The sequence below is a fragment of the Microlunatus panaciterrae genome (assembly GCF_016907535.1).
GTDB classification, from domain to species: domain Bacteria; phylum Actinomycetota; class Actinomycetes; order Propionibacteriales; family Propionibacteriaceae; genus Microlunatus; species Microlunatus panaciterrae.
This window is the reverse complement of the sequence record NZ_JAFBCF010000001.1, coordinates 1,124,487-1,140,116: the sequence shown is the minus strand read 5'-3', so window position 1 is coordinate 1,140,116 and position 15,630 is coordinate 1,124,487. Positions and strand designations below refer to the sequence as shown.

13 protein-coding genes are annotated in these 15,630 nt (G+C 68.0%); 7 read left to right on the top strand and 6 right to left on the bottom strand.

Annotation, left to right across the window (positions count from 1 at the left end; all coding sequences use genetic code 11):
* Positions 1–15: 15 nt before the first annotated feature.
* Positions 16–1,041, top strand: coding sequence for a formylglycine-generating enzyme family protein (locus JOE57_RS05100; protein ID WP_338041164.1), 1,026 nt, complete (start codon positions 16–18; stop codon positions 1,039–1,041).
* 109 nt (positions 1,042–1,150) lie between these two features.
* On the opposite strand, the gene JOE57_RS05095 is transcribed toward JOE57_RS05100, so the two are convergent.
* The 5 genes from JOE57_RS05095 to JOE57_RS05075 all read right to left on the bottom strand — a co-directional run bounded on the left by JOE57_RS05095 (position 1,151) and on the right by JOE57_RS05075 (position 8,760).
* Positions 1,151–2,788: an ABC transporter family substrate-binding protein gene (locus JOE57_RS05095; protein ID WP_204916692.1), complete on the bottom strand. Its 1,638-nt coding sequence runs from the start codon at positions 2,786–2,788 to the stop codon at positions 1,151–1,153.
* A 222-nt stretch (positions 2,789–3,010) separates the two neighbouring features.
* Positions 3,011–5,140 carry an ABC transporter ATP-binding protein gene (locus JOE57_RS05090; protein WP_239578846.1) on the bottom strand — a complete coding sequence of 710 codons (2,130 nt, stop codon included), beginning with the start codon at positions 5,138–5,140 and terminating at the stop codon, positions 3,011–3,013.
* Positions 5,137–6,111: an ABC transporter permease gene (locus tag JOE57_RS05085; protein WP_204916691.1), complete on the bottom strand. Its 975-nt coding sequence runs from the start codon at positions 6,109–6,111 to the stop codon at positions 5,137–5,139. Before JOE57_RS05085 ends, JOE57_RS05090 begins: the two co-directional genes overlap by 4 nt.
* Before the next feature lie 10 nt (positions 6,112–6,121).
* Complete coding sequence (locus tag JOE57_RS05080; RefSeq protein WP_204916690.1) at positions 6,122–7,102, bottom strand: ABC transporter permease; 981 nt, start codon at positions 7,100–7,102, stop codon at positions 6,122–6,124.
* Positions 7,103–7,242: 140 nt separating this feature from the next.
* The gene (locus JOE57_RS05075; RefSeq protein ID WP_204920229.1) at positions 7,243–8,760 is read right to left on the bottom strand and encodes a dolichyl-phosphate-mannose--protein mannosyltransferase; all 1,518 of its coding nucleotides are present in this window, start codon (positions 8,758–8,760) and stop codon (positions 7,243–7,245) included.
* A gap of 263 nt (positions 8,761–9,023) precedes the next feature.
* On the opposite strand from JOE57_RS05075, the gene rsmI reads away from it, so the two are divergent.
* Genes rsmI through JOE57_RS05060 form a run of 3 tightly spaced genes read left to right on the top strand, consistent with a single transcriptional unit; the run spans position 9,024 to position 11,440 of the window.
* Positions 9,024–9,860: a 16S rRNA (cytidine(1402)-2'-O)-methyltransferase gene (gene rsmI, locus JOE57_RS05070; RefSeq protein ID WP_338041162.1), complete on the top strand. Its 837-nt coding sequence runs from the start codon at positions 9,024–9,026 to the stop codon at positions 9,858–9,860.
* A gap of 54 nt (positions 9,861–9,914) precedes the next feature.
* The gene (locus tag JOE57_RS05065; protein ID WP_204916689.1) at positions 9,915–10,817 is read left to right on the top strand and encodes a TatD family hydrolase; all 903 of its coding nucleotides are present in this window, start codon (positions 9,915–9,917) and stop codon (positions 10,815–10,817) included.
* Positions 10,817–11,440 (top strand): nitroreductase family protein, encoded by a 624-nt coding sequence (locus tag JOE57_RS05060; RefSeq protein ID WP_204916688.1) that lies wholly within the window; start codon positions 10,817–10,819, stop codon positions 11,438–11,440. The genes JOE57_RS05065 and JOE57_RS05060 overlap by 1 nt, the downstream gene beginning before the upstream one ends.
* Here the strand turns inward: JOE57_RS05060 and JOE57_RS05055 are convergent.
* A complete protein-coding gene (locus tag JOE57_RS05055; RefSeq protein ID WP_204916687.1) occupies positions 11,407–12,378 on the bottom strand; it encodes an aldo/keto reductase in 972 nt (323 codons plus the stop codon). The genes JOE57_RS05060 and JOE57_RS05055 overlap by 34 nt on opposite strands.
* Positions 12,379–12,608: 230 nt before the next feature.
* Between JOE57_RS05055 and JOE57_RS18900 the strand changes: the two genes are divergently transcribed.
* From JOE57_RS18900 to JOE57_RS05040, 3 genes are all read left to right on the top strand, one after another.
* On the top strand, positions 12,609–13,742 hold the full coding sequence (locus tag JOE57_RS18900) for a ubiquitin-like domain-containing protein (RefSeq protein ID WP_204916686.1): 1,134 nt from the start codon (positions 12,609–12,611) through the stop codon (positions 13,740–13,742).
* A 60-nt stretch (positions 13,743–13,802) separates the two neighbouring features.
* Complete coding sequence (gene rsmA / locus JOE57_RS05045; RefSeq protein WP_338041161.1) at positions 13,803–14,621, top strand: 16S rRNA (adenine(1518)-N(6)/adenine(1519)-N(6))-dimethyltransferase RsmA; 819 nt, start codon at positions 13,803–13,805, stop codon at positions 14,619–14,621.
* 70 nt (positions 14,622–14,691) lie between these two features.
* Complete coding sequence (locus JOE57_RS05040) at positions 14,692–15,621, top strand: 4-(cytidine 5'-diphospho)-2-C-methyl-D-erythritol kinase (RefSeq protein WP_204916685.1); 930 nt, start codon at positions 14,692–14,694, stop codon at positions 15,619–15,621.
* Positions 15,622–15,630 lie beyond the last annotated feature (9 nt).

Here is a 15,630-nt window from a genome sequence, read left to right as displayed (position 1 = left end):
GTACGATCATGAGGTGTGAACGACAGAGAGCCTGCCCAGAGCGCTGGCGCGCACTGCTACTGCGCGCCACGCAGGGACGCCACTGCGGACCTGCCGGCCGCCGATCTGGCCGCCCCCCGGGTTGGCGCGTCCCAGGTCGCCTCGCCACCGAGTGCCTTGGCGGCCACGCCGTCGAGGGACGGCATGGTGAAGATCCCCGCCGGGGAGTTCTGGATGGGCTCTGAGTCGTCCGACGCCTTCCCCGCCGACGGGGAGGGACCGGTACGCCAGGTGGGGATATCGACCTTCTGGATCGACAAGTTCCCCGTGACCAATGCACAGTTCGCCCGCTTCGTCGCAGCCACCGACTTCCGCACCGAGGCGGAGCGGTTCGGCTGGTCGTTCGTGTTCGCCGGGCTGCTCGGGGCTGAGGCTGCGCCCCGGCTGATCGAAGGGACCGTGCCCGGCGCACCCTGGTGGCGAGGGGTGCGCGGCGCCACCTGGCAGTCGCCGTTCGGTCCCGGGTCGGATCTGGCCGGTCTTCCCGACCATCCGGTGGTCCATGTCTCCTGGAACGACGCGGTCGCCTACGCGGACTGGGCCGGCAAGCGACTGCCCACCGAGGCCGAGTGGGAGAAAGCCGCCCGCGGTGGCCTCGAGCGGGCCAGCTATCCCTGGGGCGACGAGCTCACCCCTGGCGGGAGCCACCGGGCCAACATCTGGCAGGGCGCCTTCCCGTCCCACAACACCGCCGAGGACGGCTATCTCGGTACGGCTCCGGTGGATGCGTTCCCTCCCAACGGCTACGGGGTGTACGGCAGCTCGGGCAATGTGTGGGAGTGGACGGGGGACTGGTTCTCCCCGACCTGGCACCGCCATCATCGACCGGAGACCAGGATCGACCCGCGTGGGCCGCGCTACGGCCGGGCCCGGGTGGTCCGCGGCGGCTCCTACCTGTGCCACCGGTCCTACTGCAACCGCTACCGGGTCGCCGCGAGGACGCAGACGACGCCGGACTCCTCGCTGGGCCACACCGGCTTCCGACTCGCCGCCGACGGCTGACCGGCACCCGGCGGCGGGCGGAAGTCTCGCCGGGCATGCAGATGGGGCCGGTGGTCTGACCACCGGCCCCATCTTCGTCGCTGATGCGCCGATCAGGCGCGACCAGTGATCACTTCATGTAGCCCACGTTCTCAATGCGGGTGGTGCTCAGACCGACCGCGCCGAAGTTGGCGAGCTTGGACTTGACCGCGATCAGCTCGGGACGCTGGTACAGCGGCAGGGTGTTGACGTCCTCCCAGAGGAGCTTGTCGGCCTGGTTGGCCAGGTCGATGCGCTTCTTCGGGTCGTTCTCGACGTCGATCTTCTTGATCAGGTCATCGACCTCGGGGATGGAGACCTTGCTGTAGTTGCTCTCCTGATCCGTGCCGTAGATCTGCTTGATGCTGGAGAACGGGTACTGGGTGCCGATCCAGGAGAAGGCGACGATGTCGAACTCGCCCTGGGAGAGCAGCGTTCCGTCCTGGAACTTCGCGATCGGGACATCGACGATGTCGAGCTTGATGCCGATCTCAGCCAGCATCTTCTGAGCCTGGAGGGCCTCGTTCTCCGAGACCGGGACCCCGCTCAACTGCGAGAACTTGACCTCGAGCTTCTTGCCGTCCTTCTCCCGGGTGCCGTCGGCGCCCGCCTTCCAGCCGGCCGCGTCAAGATCGGACTTGGCCTTCGCCGGGTCGAAGTCGAGCCCGGTCGCCTTGGCGCTGTCGACGTAGCCGTCCTGGTTCTCCATGAAGATGTGGTTGTTCAGCGGACGGGCCGGCCAGTCGATACCGGCCAGGTCCGAGACGCCTATCGCTGCACGGTCAAGGCCGCGGACGATGGCCTGACGAACGGCCTTGTCCTGCACCAGGCCGGACTTCTGGTTGAAGGTGAAGTGCCGGAAGTTCGGCCCGGCAGCGGCACGGATCTCGCCGTCGGCGACGGTCTTCGCCCGCGCGTAGGCGTCCGGGTCCGGACCGATGTCGAAGGTGTCGATCTCGTTGTTGACGTAGGCGGCAGCCGTGGCGTCAGGCGAGATCGCGCGGAACGTCAGCTTGTCCAGCAGCGGCTTGTCGCCCCACCACTTCGAGTTCGGCTTCTCGGTCAGCACCTTCTGCGTCTGGTCGAAGTTGTCCAGCACGAAGGGACCGGCGAACCAGTCCATGTTCAGCTTGGACCAGCCCTTGTTGAAGGTCTCCGGGTCCTTGACCGACTCGGCCTTCAGCACCGAGCCGAAGGTGGAGGTCCAGTCCGGGTAGGCACCCTTGTAGGACATGATGACCTCGAACTTGTCGGCGCCCGCCTTGATGTCGGTGATCGCGTCGTAGCCCTGGGTGCTGACGCACTCGAACTTCTTGTTCTGGCCGTTGCACGCCTTCCAGGTCGCGATGAAGTCGTCGACGTCGATCGGCGAGCCGTCGTTCCACTTGGCGTCGGGGTTGAGCTTGTAGGTGACGACCAGCGGGGTGGCCCCGTTGCCCTTGGCCTCCAGGAGGAAGTTCTTGTTGGCGGTCGGGACGCCCTTCTCGTCGAAGTCCCAGAAGGACACGGACATCGGGTTGCGAACCGCCGACATGTCGGCGTTGTTGCCGTTCACGTTGAGCGGGTTCCAGTTGTCACCGAACTCGCTGATGGCCTGACGGAGCTCGCCGCCCTGCTGCAGGCTGGCTCGGTCCTGCTTGTTGATGTCTTGGGCGGTAATGGGCTTCTGCGTGGGTTCAGTGCCGCCTGTCCCGTTTCCTCCTCCTCCGCCGCTGTTGCACGCGCTCATGACGAGTGCAGCAGCGATGACAGGAATCGCAAGTAGCTTGCGTGCCTTCACATTTCCTCCAGGGAATCAGTCCGAAAGGCGGCCTGTGGGTCGCCGAACAACGCAGACGACTCTACGACAGCAATCGGATGCCCATACCCGGATACGGTCACAGCCTCCTAACGAATCGCCCGATGCAGTCACAAATGCATCACACCAGCGGCGATGAGCGGTTCTGCGGTGTCAGACGACCGCCCGCTCCTCGTTGTAGTGGCAGGCTGAGCGGTGCTCGGGCGGAGCCAGCGGGAGGAGGTCGGGCATCTTCTCCAGGCACAGCTGCTGCTCGGACTCGTTGAGGGTCGGGAACTTCTGGCACCGGGTGCGGAACTTGCATCCGGACGGCGGGTTGGCCGGGCTCGGCAGGTCACCCTTGAGCAGGATGCGCTCTCGCATCCGCTCCTTGTTCGGGTCCGGCAACGGGATGGCCGAGAGCAGTGCCTGGGTGTACGGGTGGGTGGGGTGGTTGTAGACGTCGGCGACGTCCCCGATCTCCACGATCTTCCCCAGGTACATGACGGCGACCCGGTCGGCGATGTGCCGGATGACGGCCAGGTCGTGGGCCACGAACAGGTAGGAGAGCCCGAGCTTCGACTTGAGCTCGTCCAGCAGGTTGATCACGCCGGCCTGGATGGAGACATCCAACGCCGACACCGGCTCGTCCAGCACGATCACCTTGGGCTCGAGCGCGAGGGCTCTTGCAATGCCGATCCGTTGCCGCTGTCCGCCGGAGAAGTGCTGAGGGTAACGGTTGGCATGCGACGACTCGAGCCCGACCAGGTTGAGCAGCTCGACCACCCGGTCGTCGATCTGCTTCTTGCTGTATTTGAAGACCCCCATCGGCTCGGCGATGATGTCGTAGATCGGCATCCGGGGATCCAGCGAGGCCATCGGGTCCTGGAAGACGACCTGCAGATCGCGACGCAACGCCTTGCGTTGAGCACCGCCACGGATGTGGCGAACGTCCTTGCCGAGCACGACCACGTTGCCCTCGGTGGGCGGCTTGAGGTTGAGGATCTCCAGAATCGTCGTGCTCTTGCCGCAGCCGGACTCACCGACCAGGCCGAGCGTCTCGCCCTCCTTGATCTCCAGGTCGATGCCGTCGACGGCGTACACCGTGCCGACCCGGCGGCGCAGCACCGCGCCCTTCATCAACGGGTAGTGCCGCTTGAAGTTCTGCAGCTCCAGCACCGTGTCACGCTCAGCTCTGGGCAGGCGTTCCAGCCTTGACGGGCGGATCTTGGGGATGGGGAAGATCTCGGTGTAGCTCAGGTTCTCCCGCGCTATCTGGTCGGAGTACAGGCAGGCCGCGGTGTGCAGCGGGTGCTCGGTCGGAGCCAGCTCGGGCTCGGCGACGACACAGTCGTCCTGCCGCATGGGGCACCGCGGTGCGAACGGGCAGCCGGGCGGAAGGTTGACCACCGACGGCGGGTTGCCCTCCACAGTGGCGAGCGGTTCCTTCTCGACGGCGTCGAGGCGGGGCACCGAGCCCAGCAGACCGATGGTGTACGGCATCCGCGGCTGGTAGAAGATCTCGTCGACCGTGCCCTGCTCGACCGGCCTGCCGGCATACATCACCGTCACCCGGTCGGCGATGCCGGCCACCACACCCAGGTCATGGGTGATCATGATGACCGCAGCTCCGGTCTCCTTCTGCGCCTTCTTCAGGACCTCGAGCACCTGGGCCTGGATCGTGACGTCGAGCGCAGTGGTCGGCTCATCGGCAATGATCACGTCAGGGTCGTTGGCGATCGCCATCGCGATCATGGCGCGCTGTCGCATGCCGCCGGAGAACTCGTGCGGGAAGGACTTGACCCGCAGCTGCGGGTTGGGGATGCCGACCAGGTCCAGCAGCTCGACGGCGCGCTTCATCGCCGCAGCCCGGGAGACGTCATGGTGGATCTGGATGCCTTCGACGATCTGGTCGCCGATGCTGTAGACGGGGGTCAGGGCCGACAGCGGGTCCTGGAAGATCATGGCTACTTCATTGCCGCGCAACTTGGACATGCTGGCGTCGTTGCGGCTCAGCAGCTCCTGGCCGTGCAGCTTGATCGACCCCGTGATCCTGGCCGATTCCGGGTGCAGTCCCATGATGGCCATCGAGGTGACGGACTTGCCGGAGCCGGACTCACCGACGATCGCCATCGTCTCGCCAGCGGCCAGGTCGAAGCTCAGGCCGCGGACGGCCCGGACCGGTCCTGCCTCGCTGGGGAACGTCACATGCAGGTCGTTGACGGACAGCACCGTGCCGGAGGCGGTCTTGCGGACCTTGCGGACGGGTCCCTCCGACGCCATCGCCTTCGAGTCGACGCTCATGCGGCTTTACCTCCGGAGTTCGAGTTCGGGTCGAGGGCGTCGCGCAGCCCGTCGCCGACGGCGTTGATGGCGAGCACCATCACCACCAGCACTGCGGCCGGGCAGAGGAAGATCCAGGGGAAGGTGGTGGCCATCCGCTGTCCCTCCGAGATCAGCGTGCCCAGCGAGGTGTCCGGCGCCTGCACGCCGAAGCCGAAGAACGACAGGCTCGCCTCGGCCAGGACGGCGCCGCCGACACCGAGGGTGGCGTCGATGATCAGCAGCGACGAGATGTTCGGCACGATGTGCCGGAAGACGATCTTGGGCGCGGACAGCCCCATGAACCTGGCCGCCAGCACATACTCGCGTTCCTTCACCGACATGGTCAGGCTCCGCACCACCCGGGCTGACAGGAACCAGCTGAACCCGGCCAGCATGACGACCAGCAGCAGCCAGGAATGCGGACCCTTGGGCCCGCCGGTGGTGACGATGGCGATGATCAGGAAGGAGGGGATGACCAGCAGCAGGTCGATGAACCAGAGGGCGATCCGTTCGAACCAGCCACCGAAGTAGGCGGCGAAGGAGCCGACGGTCGCTGCGATGGTGGTCGAGATCCCGGCTACCAGCAGTCCGATCAGCAGTGACTTGCGCAGGCCGCGCATGGTGAGTGCCAGCACATCGCGACCACTCTGCGTGGTGCCGAACCAGTGCTCGGGGCTGGGCGGCTTCAGGTAGGCGGTGCGGTCGACGTCGTCGAAATGCCAGGGCGAGATCAGCGGGCCGAAGATCGCCATCAGGATCAGCACCAGGTAGACGATCAGGCCGACGACCGCGGTCTTGTTGCGCAGGAACCTGCGGAAGATCAGCTGAGAGCGGGTGAGTCGTTTCGTGGTTGGCTGGACCGTGCCGATGGGCGCCGATGGGCCCGGCTCGTTGGCGTTCTCGATGATGTCGAGATCGGTGCGCGACGGGTGGATGACTTGGTCGGACATGGCAGGCCCTTCAGCTCAGCCGCACGCGCGGATCGAGGATGGCCACCATGATGTCGGCAAGGATGGCGCCGACAAGTACGCAGACGCCGCTGAACGCGACCACGGCCACGGCTCCGTGGACATCCTGCTGCTGGATCGTCGTGACACCGTAGATGCCCATCCCGTGGAAGGTGAAGATCAGCTCCATCACTGTGGCGCCGGTGAAGAGGGTGGCGACGCTGAACGCGAAGTAGGTGCCGGTGGGGATCAGCGAGGTGCGCAATGCGTGCTTCATCACGGCCTTCTGCTTACGCAGCCCCTTGGCCCGTGCGGTGCGGACGAAGTCGGCGCCCAGGGTGTCCAGCATCAGATTGCGTTGGATCCGGCTGAACGACGCGATGCCGAAGGCGGACAGCGCCAGGGTCGGTAGGAAGAGATGCTGTATCCGGTCCACCAGGCCGGCCAGGGGATAGCTGCCGCGGTCACCGGTCTCACCGATGAACTCGAACACGCGCAGGCCGGTGGCCTGGTTGAACTTGGTGGCAAGGATCATCAGGATGGTGGCTACCACGAAGGTGGGCATGGCCAGCAGCAGCAGCGACGCCGCGGTGACGACCCGATCGGATGCCTTGTACTGCCGGGTCGCGGTCCAGGCGCCGATCGCGACACCGCCGACGATGCCGATCAGCGAACCGAGGGTGACCAGCCGCAGGCTGACCCACATCCTCCGGCCGATCTCGTCGGCGACCTCGCCACCGCGGGGAGCCTGGCCCCAGTCACCGTGCAGAACGCCGGTGAACCAGGTCCACCACCGCTGGATCAGCGGCACCTGGTCACTGAGGTTCTTCTCCCGCAGCGAGTTCTCGATCGACACCGGGTCGATCGGCGGGTTCACCACCTCATACAAGGCCCGAGGATGCAGGGCGGAGGCGGCCAGGAAGTAGGCCAGGGTGACGGCGATGAACAGCAAGATGACATAGTTCACGATCCGGCGAAGCAGATACTTGCCCATTGAGCGGTCTTCCCTCCCCGGGTCCGGGACTTGGAACCGTGCACGGCGATCATGCACATTACTGCGGTGACTCTAACTCCGAATTCTGCAACCGGGCGCAGAGGGGGCCTCTCCGTCACGATGTCGCAATGTCGTCCCGGCTAGATCCAGGACTTGAACCACATCCGGGCCAGCCACTTCGGGTAGGGCAGCAACCCGTCGGTCAGGACCGGATAGAGGTAGGCGAAGTTCGCCCCGACCAGAGCCACGAACGCCCCGGCCGCGATCGCCCCGATCATCCTGCGATCGCCGTCCTTGGCGCCGCCCAGTAGTCGACCGAGGCAGAGCGAGACAGCCATCACCGAGAACGGGATGATGGTGATGGCGTAGAAGAAGAAGAGCGGCCGCGACATGTACTGGAACCACGGCAGCCAGTTGCTCAGCACACCGACGATCGGGATCCCGAACCGCCAGTCCCGGGCGCCGACCCAGAGGACGGCGGCGATCACCAGGCAGAGCAGTGCGCCCCACCACAGCGCCGGTGTCCCGATCCCGCTGATCACCCGCAGGCAGTTGTCCGGCCCGGCGCACCCGTCGGTGCCGGGCAGGATGTCGTTGACGGCGTCGATCCCGATCGGTCTGGCCAGAATGAGCCAGCCGGCCGGGTTGGCGGCGTAGGTGTGCGTCGCGTGGTTGATGAAATCGCCGGTATGGAAGCCGTAGATGTCCTTGTGGTAGTGCAGCAGGGACGCCAGCGGTTTGCCCAGCAGGTGGACCGTGGTGGCGTCGGGGTTCCTGGCCCCCCAGTCCCGGTCGTAGCCGCCGGAGGTGGCGAGCCAGCTGGCCCAGGTGCCGATGTAGACCCCGACGCTGAGCACGACCAGCGACACGAAGGCGGGGAGCCCGTCCCGGAGGATGCCCAGGTAGGCTCTCCGGCCGGCGCCGGCCAGGCGACGCGCGCCGACGTCCCAGGCCAGGCTCAGCAGGGCGAACGCTGCCAGCACGTAGATCGCGTTCCACTTCGTGCCGCCCGCCAACCCGAAGCAGATCCCGGCCGCGATCCGCCAGGGCCGAAACCACAGCGCCGGGCCGAACGCGCCGCCCAGGTCTGGCCGGCCACTTCGGCTGAGGTGGCGGGCCAGCCGGACGCGGAACCAGTCGCGGTCTGCGGCGAGGCAGGTGACCGCCGCGACCAGGAAGAAGGCCAGGAAGATGTCCAGCAGGGCGGTCCTCGACATCACGAAGTGCAGGCCGTCCAGGGTCAGCAGCAGCCCGGCGGTGCACCCGATCAGGGTCGAGCGCGACACCCGCCGGACCAGCCGGATCGTCACCAACACCAGCAGTGTGCCGAAGACGAGCGGCATGAACCGCCAGCCGAACGAGTTCATCCCGAACAGGTGTTCGCCGACGGCGATCAGCCACTTGCCCACCTGCGGGTGCACGATGAACGAGGCGCTGTTCTCCATCACGTTCGGGTTGCCGGCGACAATCGAGTCGTTGGCCGACTTGGGCCAGTTGCGCTCGTAGCCGGACGCGAGCAGCGACCAGGCGTCCTTGGCGTAGTAGGTCTCGTCGAACACCAGGCCCGCGGGCCGGCCGAGGTTGACGAACCGAAGACCGAACGCGACAGCGCTGATGGCGAGGGCGAGTAGCCAGCTGCCGATCCGGTCGGCGGGCATCGGCACCGTGAGCCGCTCGGTGGTCGAGGCGGGCTGCGGCGTATCGGTCAGCGCGGCGCGAGAGGTCGCCGGATCGATGCCGTCGGCCGGGTCAAGCCGGCGGGCAGGGGCGTCCACCTCGAGTACCTCGCGACTCACGCGGCTAATAGTAGGCAGACCGGCCCAACCCGCCGGGCACCAGCATCAGTGGCTGGAGGCGCGTGGATCGACCCGGGCCGGTTGAGGCGCGTCGGTCTGCTCGATGGATGTGACACGCTGGGGCGGTGAGCGAAACCTCAGGTGTGGTGGTGCTGGCGGCAACGCCGATCGGGGATGTCGCGGATGCCTCGCCCCGGTTGCTGGCTGAGCTGCAGCGGGCCGACCTGATCGCCGCGGAGGACACCCGGCGGCTGCACCGGCTGCTCGAGCGGCTCGGCATCAGCACCGAGGCGCAGGTCGTGTCCTACTTCGAGGGCAACGAGGGGAAACGCACCGAGAGCCTGGTCGCCGCAGTGGAGGCGGGTGCGAGGGTGCTGGTGGTCACCGACGCCGGGATGCCGTCGGTGTCGGATCCGGGCTACCGGTTGGTGGTGGCTGCGGTCGAGCGGGGCCTCCGGGTGACGGCGGTGCCCGGGCCGTCGGCCGTACTGACCGCTCTGGCGGTGTCCGGGCTGCCGGTGGACAGGTTCTGCTTCGAGGGCTTTCTGGCCAGGAAGCCCGGCGAGCGACGTCGGCGGCTAGCCGAGCTCGCCGACGAGCGGCGCACCATGGTGTTCTTCGAGGCGCCCCATCGCACAGCCGAGTGCCTGGCGGACATGGCCGCGCAGTTCGGCCCCGACCGGCCGGCGGCGGTCTGCCGCGAGCTGACCAAGACCTACGAGGAGGTTCGTCGGGGTCCGCTGGCCGAGCTCGTGGGATGGGCCGAGCAGGGCGTCCGGGGCGAGGTCACGCTGGTGGTCGCCGGCGCCGAGCGCGGGCCGGTCGACCTGGCCTCGGCCGTGGCGGAGGTGGAGACGCTCGTGGCGGCAGGACGGAAGCTCAAGCCCGCCGTCGCAGAGGTCTCCGGCCGCCACGGGCTGGGGAAGAACGCTCTGTACGAGGCCGTACTGGCGGCACGCTGACGCCCGGTGCACCCCCTGGCTCGACCGGTCGCCACGACGTGGAACGCTGGTCCGATGAGTGACGACCTCAGTACGCGTGAGCAGCGGGCCGCCGTCACCGAGGAGGGGCTCCGCCGCAACCTCGAGCGGCCGGACCGGCCGGACCCGTTGCCGGGTCCGGTGGTGGACACCCACTGCCACCTCGACGTCGCCGACGGCAGGACGCACCTCTCACCTGCTGACGCCATCGAGCTGGCGGCCTCGGTCGGGGTCAGCCGGATCGTCCAGGTGGGCTGCGACGTGGAGGGTTCCCGCTGGGCGGTGCAGGCGGCCCAGCGGTGGGACAGCGTGGTAGCCAGCGTCGCGATCCATCCCAACGACGCGGCCCGGCTGGGCTCCGGGCTCGCAGTGGGCCTGGGCGAGATCGAGGCCTTGGCGGGCCATCCGCAGGTGCGAGCGATCGGTGAGACCGGACTCGACTACTTCCGCACCCGGGAGCCGGCCGGCCTGGCCAGGCAGAAGGACGCCTTCGCCGCCCACATTGCGCTGGCCCGCCAGCACCAGAAGGCGCTGGTGATCCACGACCGGGACGCGCACAAGGACATCCTCGACGTGCTGGACGCCGAAGGGGCGCCCGAACGGATCGTGATGCACTGCTTCTCCGGCGACGCCGACTTCGCCCGGGCCTGTCTCGACCGTGGGGCCCACCTGTCGTTCGCCGGGACCGTCACGTTCAAGAACGCCGAGCCGCTCCGCGACGCGCTCCGGATCTGCCCACTGGACCGGATCCTCACCGAGACCGACGCTCCCTACCTGACTCCGGCGCCCTACCGCGGCCGCCCGAATGCCTCCTACCTGGTTCCGCACACGGTCCGGCTGATGGCTGAGGCGCGGGGCGCCGAGCTGGCTGAGCTGTGTCGAGCCCTGAACGTCAACGCCGACACCGCCTTCGGTGGACCGTGGCCCGAGGCGGCCTGATGGAGCTCGCCGAGGTGGTCCGCCGCCGGCGGATGGTGCGCGCCTACGACCCGTCCCGACCGGTGCCGGCAGACGACGTCGAATGGGTGCTGCGGTCCGCGCTTCGGGCCCCGTCGGCTGGCTTCACCCAGGGCGTCTCGCTGCTAGTGCTCGACGCCCACGACCAGCGGTCGACCTTCTGGGCCGCAACCTCCGACCCGGCCGGGGACAACAGCTGGCTGCGAGGGATGCGGACCGCGCCGGTGCTCATCCTGATCTGGACCTCTCCCGACGCCTACCTGGACCGCTACGCCGAGCCCGACAAGGGCTGGACCGATCGTGATCCGCAACGTTGGTCCGCGCCCTACTGGTTCGTCGATGCCGGGATGACCGGGATGGCGATGCTGCTCGCCGCAGTGGACCGCGGGCTCGGCTGTTGCTTCTTCGGCATCCCGCCGGCCCGGATCGCCGCTGTCCGGGCCGCTTTCGGGGTGCCCGTGCCCCAGCTCAGCGTCGGCGTGGTCAGCCTCGGCTACCCGGCTCCCGGCGGCAGCCGAGGCTCAGCCCGGCGCCGACCCCGCAAGCCAGCGGACGAGCTGCTGCACCGGGGTCACTGGAACCCGGCGATGCCGCGCGGGCTGTAGCCCCCCTCAAGCCGGTGGATCTCCTCGTCGGTGAGCTCGAGGTCCACGGCGGCGACCGCGTCGTCAAGATGCCGCGGGCGGGTGGCGCCGACGATGGGCGAGTCGACCACCGGGTTGTGCAGCAGCCAGGCCAGGGCGACCTGAGCCCGGGAAACCCCGCGCTGTTCGGCGACGGCCGCCACCTCATCGACGATCCGCCGGTCTTCGTCCCGATAGAGCGACCTTCCGAACTGGTCGGTCTCACTGCGCGCGCTGGTATCGTCCCAGTCCCTGGTCAGCTTGCCGCGAGCCAGCGGGCTCCAGGGGATCACACCGATGCCCTGGTCGGCGCAGAGCGGCAGCATCTCCCGCTCCTCCTCGCGATAGATCAGGTTGTAGTGGTTCTGCATCGAGACGAACCTCGCCCAGCCGTTGGCCTCGGAGAGATACAGCGCCTTGGAGAACTGCCAGGCATACATCGACGAGGCACCGATGTAGCGGGCCTTGCCGGCCCTGACGACGTCGTGCAGTGCCTCGAGGGTCTCCTCGATCGGCACGGTCGGGTCCCAGCGGTGGATCTGGTACAGGTCCACGTAGTCCATGCCCAGCCGGGTCAGGCTGGCGTCGATCTGGGTCAGGATGGCCTTGCGCGACAGCCCCGCGCCGTTCGGTCCGGGGCTCATCCGGCCGTGCACCTTGGTGGCGACCACGATCTCGTCCCGGCGGGCGAAGTCCTTCAGCGCCCGGCCGACGATCTCCTCGCTGGACCCGTCGGAATACACGTTCGCGGTATCGAAGAAGTTGATGCCCGCCTCCAGGGCGGACCGGATGAACGGCCGGCTGGCCTCCTCGGTGAGGCTCCAGGGGTGGCCGCCTCGGTCCGGCTCGCCGTAGCTCATGCATCCCAGCGTGATCCGGGAGATGTCCAGGCCGGTCGAGCCGAGTTTGGTGTACTTCATCGCTGCTGCATCCTCTGCATCGGGGATCTCCCATCCTGCTCCCCGGGGCTCAGCGAGGTGACACCGGGTGGAATGGCCGACTCCGCCCGAGTGCAGCGTTTTCGTCGAAGTTTTGGCGACACGCACGCTGGCCGTTATGCTTTCGTGACCGATGCGGTGACATCTCGGACCACGATGCCCCGCAAACGCAAACCTCCGTCGCACTCGGCGGGACACCACTTTGGAGAGTTGTGCGGAAGATCATCCCCGTTATCGTTGCCGGAACGACGGCGCTGGCACTGGCCGGCGGCGTGAGTTATGCCTCCCTCGACAAGGACGTGACGCTGTCTGTCGACGGCGCTGCCAAGGACGTGAACACCTTCTCGTCGACGGTTGCCGACGTCCTGAAGAGCGAGGGCGTGCAGGTGTCCGATCGTGACGTCGTCGCACCGTCGCTGAACAGCAAGGTGAGCGACGGGACCAGGATCGCCGTCCAGTACGCCCGCGAGGTGAAGGTCAACGTCGACGGTCAGGAGAAGTCCTTCTGGACCACCGCCACCACCGTCGACCAGGCTCTCAGCGTGCTCGGCATCGAGGCCAACGGCGCCAAGCTGTCTACCAGCCGGAGCGCCTCGATCGGGCGCCAGGGGCTGGACTTCGACATCGCCACCCAGAAGTCGGTGACGGTGAACGTGGCCGGAAAGAAGAAGACCGTCAAGACGACCGGTCAGACCGTCGCCCAGGCGTTGGCCGCCGCCGGCGTCAAGCCGGACGCGAACGACATCGTCAACGTCAAGCAGACGACCAAGCTCACCGACGGCGCCTCGATCACCTTCACCCGTGTCGACGTCAAGAAGCTCACCAAGACCACCGCGGTCGACTACCGGACGGTCTGGAAGCAGACCAGCAAGCTGAAGAAGGGCAAGACCAGGGTCGACACCGAGGGCAAGAAGGGTGAGCGCACCACGACGTACACCCAGGTCCGCTACAACGGCAAGGTGAAGAGCACCAAGAAGGTCGGCTCCAAGATCACCGACCGACCGACCACGAAGGTCATTCTGGTCGGCACCAAGGTCGCCCCCCGCAAGGTCGTCTCCCGGGTTTCGTCCGGTGGCTCGTCCGGCGGCAGCGCCCCCAGTGTCGCGTCCGGCAGCGTCTGGGACCAGATCGCACAGTGCGAGTCCGGCGGCAACTGGGCGATCAACACCGGCAACGGCTTCTATGGCGGCCTGCAGTTCACCCTCTCGACCTGGCACGCCTACGGCGGCTCGGGGATGCCCAACAACGCCAGCCGTGAGCAGCAGATCGCCGTCGCCAAGAAGGTCCAGGCAGCACAGGGCTGGGGCGCCTGGCCCGCCTGCACCTCCAAGCTCGGCATCCGCTGAGCTGACGAGAGACGTGCGCTGAACAGTCAACCCAAGAGCGGCCTGCTGGACCCCACCTCGGTGCGGGAACTGGCAGGCCGCTTGGCGTTGCGCCCGACGAAGCAGCGCGGCCAGAACTTCGTCACCGACGCGAACACCGTACGCAGGATCGTCGCCGTCTCCGGCGTCGGTCCTGATGACGTGGTGCTCGAGGTGGGCCCCGGGCTGGGGTCCCTGACGCTGGGCCTGCTCGACGTGGTCGAGCGGGTGGTGGCGGTCGAGATCGACCCGCTGCTGGCCGATGCCCTGCCGGCCACAGTCGCCTCCCGACGGCCCGACCGGGCGGCCGCGCTGACCGTGATCACCGGCGACGCGATGCGGATCGAGGATCTGCCCAGGCCGTGGCCGACCGCTGTGGTGGCGAACCTGCCCTACAACGTGTCGGTCCCGGTGCTGCTGCACCTGCTGGCCACCTTCGACTCCTGGCAGCACGGCCTGGTGATGGTGCAGGCGGAGGTCGCCGACCGGTTGGCGGCCAGCCCTGGATCCAAGATCTACGGCATACCGTCGGTGAAGATGGCGTGGTATGCCGAGACGACCAGGGTTGGCACCGTGCCGCCCAGTGTCTTCTGGCCGGTGCCCAACGTCGAATCCGGGCTGGTGGCGATCCGTCGGCGGCCCATTCCGGAGACCACCGCCAGCCGTGAACAGGTGTTTCGGGTCATTGACGCCGCCTTCGCCCAGCGCCGCAAGATGCTCCGGTCCGCCCTGTCCGGGCTGGTCGGCTCGTCTGCCGCCGCCAGCGCTGTTCTGCAGGCCGCCGGCGTGGACCCACAGGCGCGCGGCGAGGTGCTCGAGGTGACCGACTTCGCCCGGATCGCCGAGCAGATCTTCAGCTGAACCGCACCCAGCCGTGCCCGAGGATTGGCCGGGCCCTTGGCTGCTGCGTCGGAGGCGCTAGCCTCGCAGGATGGCGTCACCTCTTCCGCCCGGTCCGGTCGGCATCCGCGTGCGGGTTCCGGCCAAGATCAACCTCGCTCTCAAGGTGGGGTCGCCTCGTGAGGACGGTTTCCATCCGCTCGCGACCGTCTATCAGGCGGTGTCGCTGTGCGACGAGGTGTATGCGGAGTGGGCCAACCCGGACGAGTACGAGGTGACGGTCAGCGGCGAGGGGACCGGCCTGGTGCCCACCGACGACTCGAACTTGGCGATCCGGGCGGCGAAGCTGCTGGCCAGGACCTACGGCCCGCACGACTCGCTGGGGGTGTCGCTGTCGATCAAGAAGGCGATCCCGGTGGCCGGCGGCCTGGCCGGAGGGTCGGCCGATGGCGCCGGGGCGCTGCTGGCCTGTGCGGTTCTGTGGGATCTGGACGTCGGCCCGGAGGCGCTGGCTGAGCTGGCTGCCGAGCTGGGCAGCGACGTTCCGTTCGCGTTGGTGGGCGGCACCGCCGTCGGCAGCGGCCGGGGTGAGTCGCTGGTTCCGGCCCTGGCCCGGGGCAACTACCACTGGGTGCTGGCGTTCGGCCACCAGGGCCTGTCCACGCCGGCGGTCTACCGCCGCTTCGACGCCCTGTCGGCCCCGGCCGAACCGCTCGCTGTCCCGGACGACCTGATGAACGCGCTGCGGGTCGGCGACGCGAAGCTGTTGGGGGCGGCACTGAGCAACGATCTGCAGGAGGCGGCCCTGGAGATGCAGCCGCAGCTGCGGCAGACGCTGGACTTCGGCCTGGACTACGGAGCGCTGGGCGCCATCGTCTCCGGCTCCGGACCCACCTGCGCCTTCCTGGTGGCCGGTGAGCCGGCCGCCGTTGACCTGAGCGTGGCTCTGAGCGCCGAAGGCGTCTGCCGGGCCGTCCGGCGCACCACCGGCCCGGTCCCCGGTGCCCGGGTCATCAGCTGACCCACGCAG

What these genes read in the sequence shown, in the direction of transcription:
- JOE57_RS05040 (WP_204916685.1), top strand. Translation starts at nt 14,692, where the DNA reads ATGGCGTCACCTCTTCCGCCCGGTCCGGTCGGCATCCGCGTGCGGGTT.
- JOE57_RS05080 (WP_204916690.1), bottom strand. Translation starts at nt 7,102, where the DNA reads ATGGGCAAGTATCTGCTTCGCCGGATCGTGAACTATGTCATCTTGCTG.
- JOE57_RS05055 (WP_204916687.1), bottom strand. Translation starts at nt 12,378, where the DNA reads ATGAAGTACACCAAACTCGGCTCGACCGGCCTGGACATCTCCCGGATC.
- JOE57_RS05090 (WP_239578846.1), bottom strand. Translation starts at nt 5,140, where the DNA reads ATGAGCGTCGACTCGAAGGCGATGGCGTCGGAGGGACCCGTCCGCAAG.
- JOE57_RS05095 (WP_204916692.1), bottom strand. Translation starts at nt 2,788, where the DNA reads ATGAGCGCGTGCAACAGCGGCGGAGGAGGAGGAAACGGGACAGGCGGC.
- JOE57_RS05075 (WP_204920229.1), bottom strand. Translation starts at nt 8,760, where the DNA reads ATGCCCGCCGACCGGATCGGCAGCTGGCTACTCGCCCTCGCCATCAGC.
- JOE57_RS05085 (WP_204916691.1), bottom strand. Translation starts at nt 6,111, where the DNA reads ATGTCCGACCAAGTCATCCACCCGTCGCGCACCGATCTCGACATCATC.
- JOE57_RS05060 (WP_204916688.1), top strand. Translation starts at nt 10,817, where the DNA reads ATGGAGCTCGCCGAGGTGGTCCGCCGCCGGCGGATGGTGCGCGCCTAC.
- JOE57_RS05065 (WP_204916689.1), top strand. Translation starts at nt 9,915, where the DNA reads ATGAGTGACGACCTCAGTACGCGTGAGCAGCGGGCCGCCGTCACCGAG.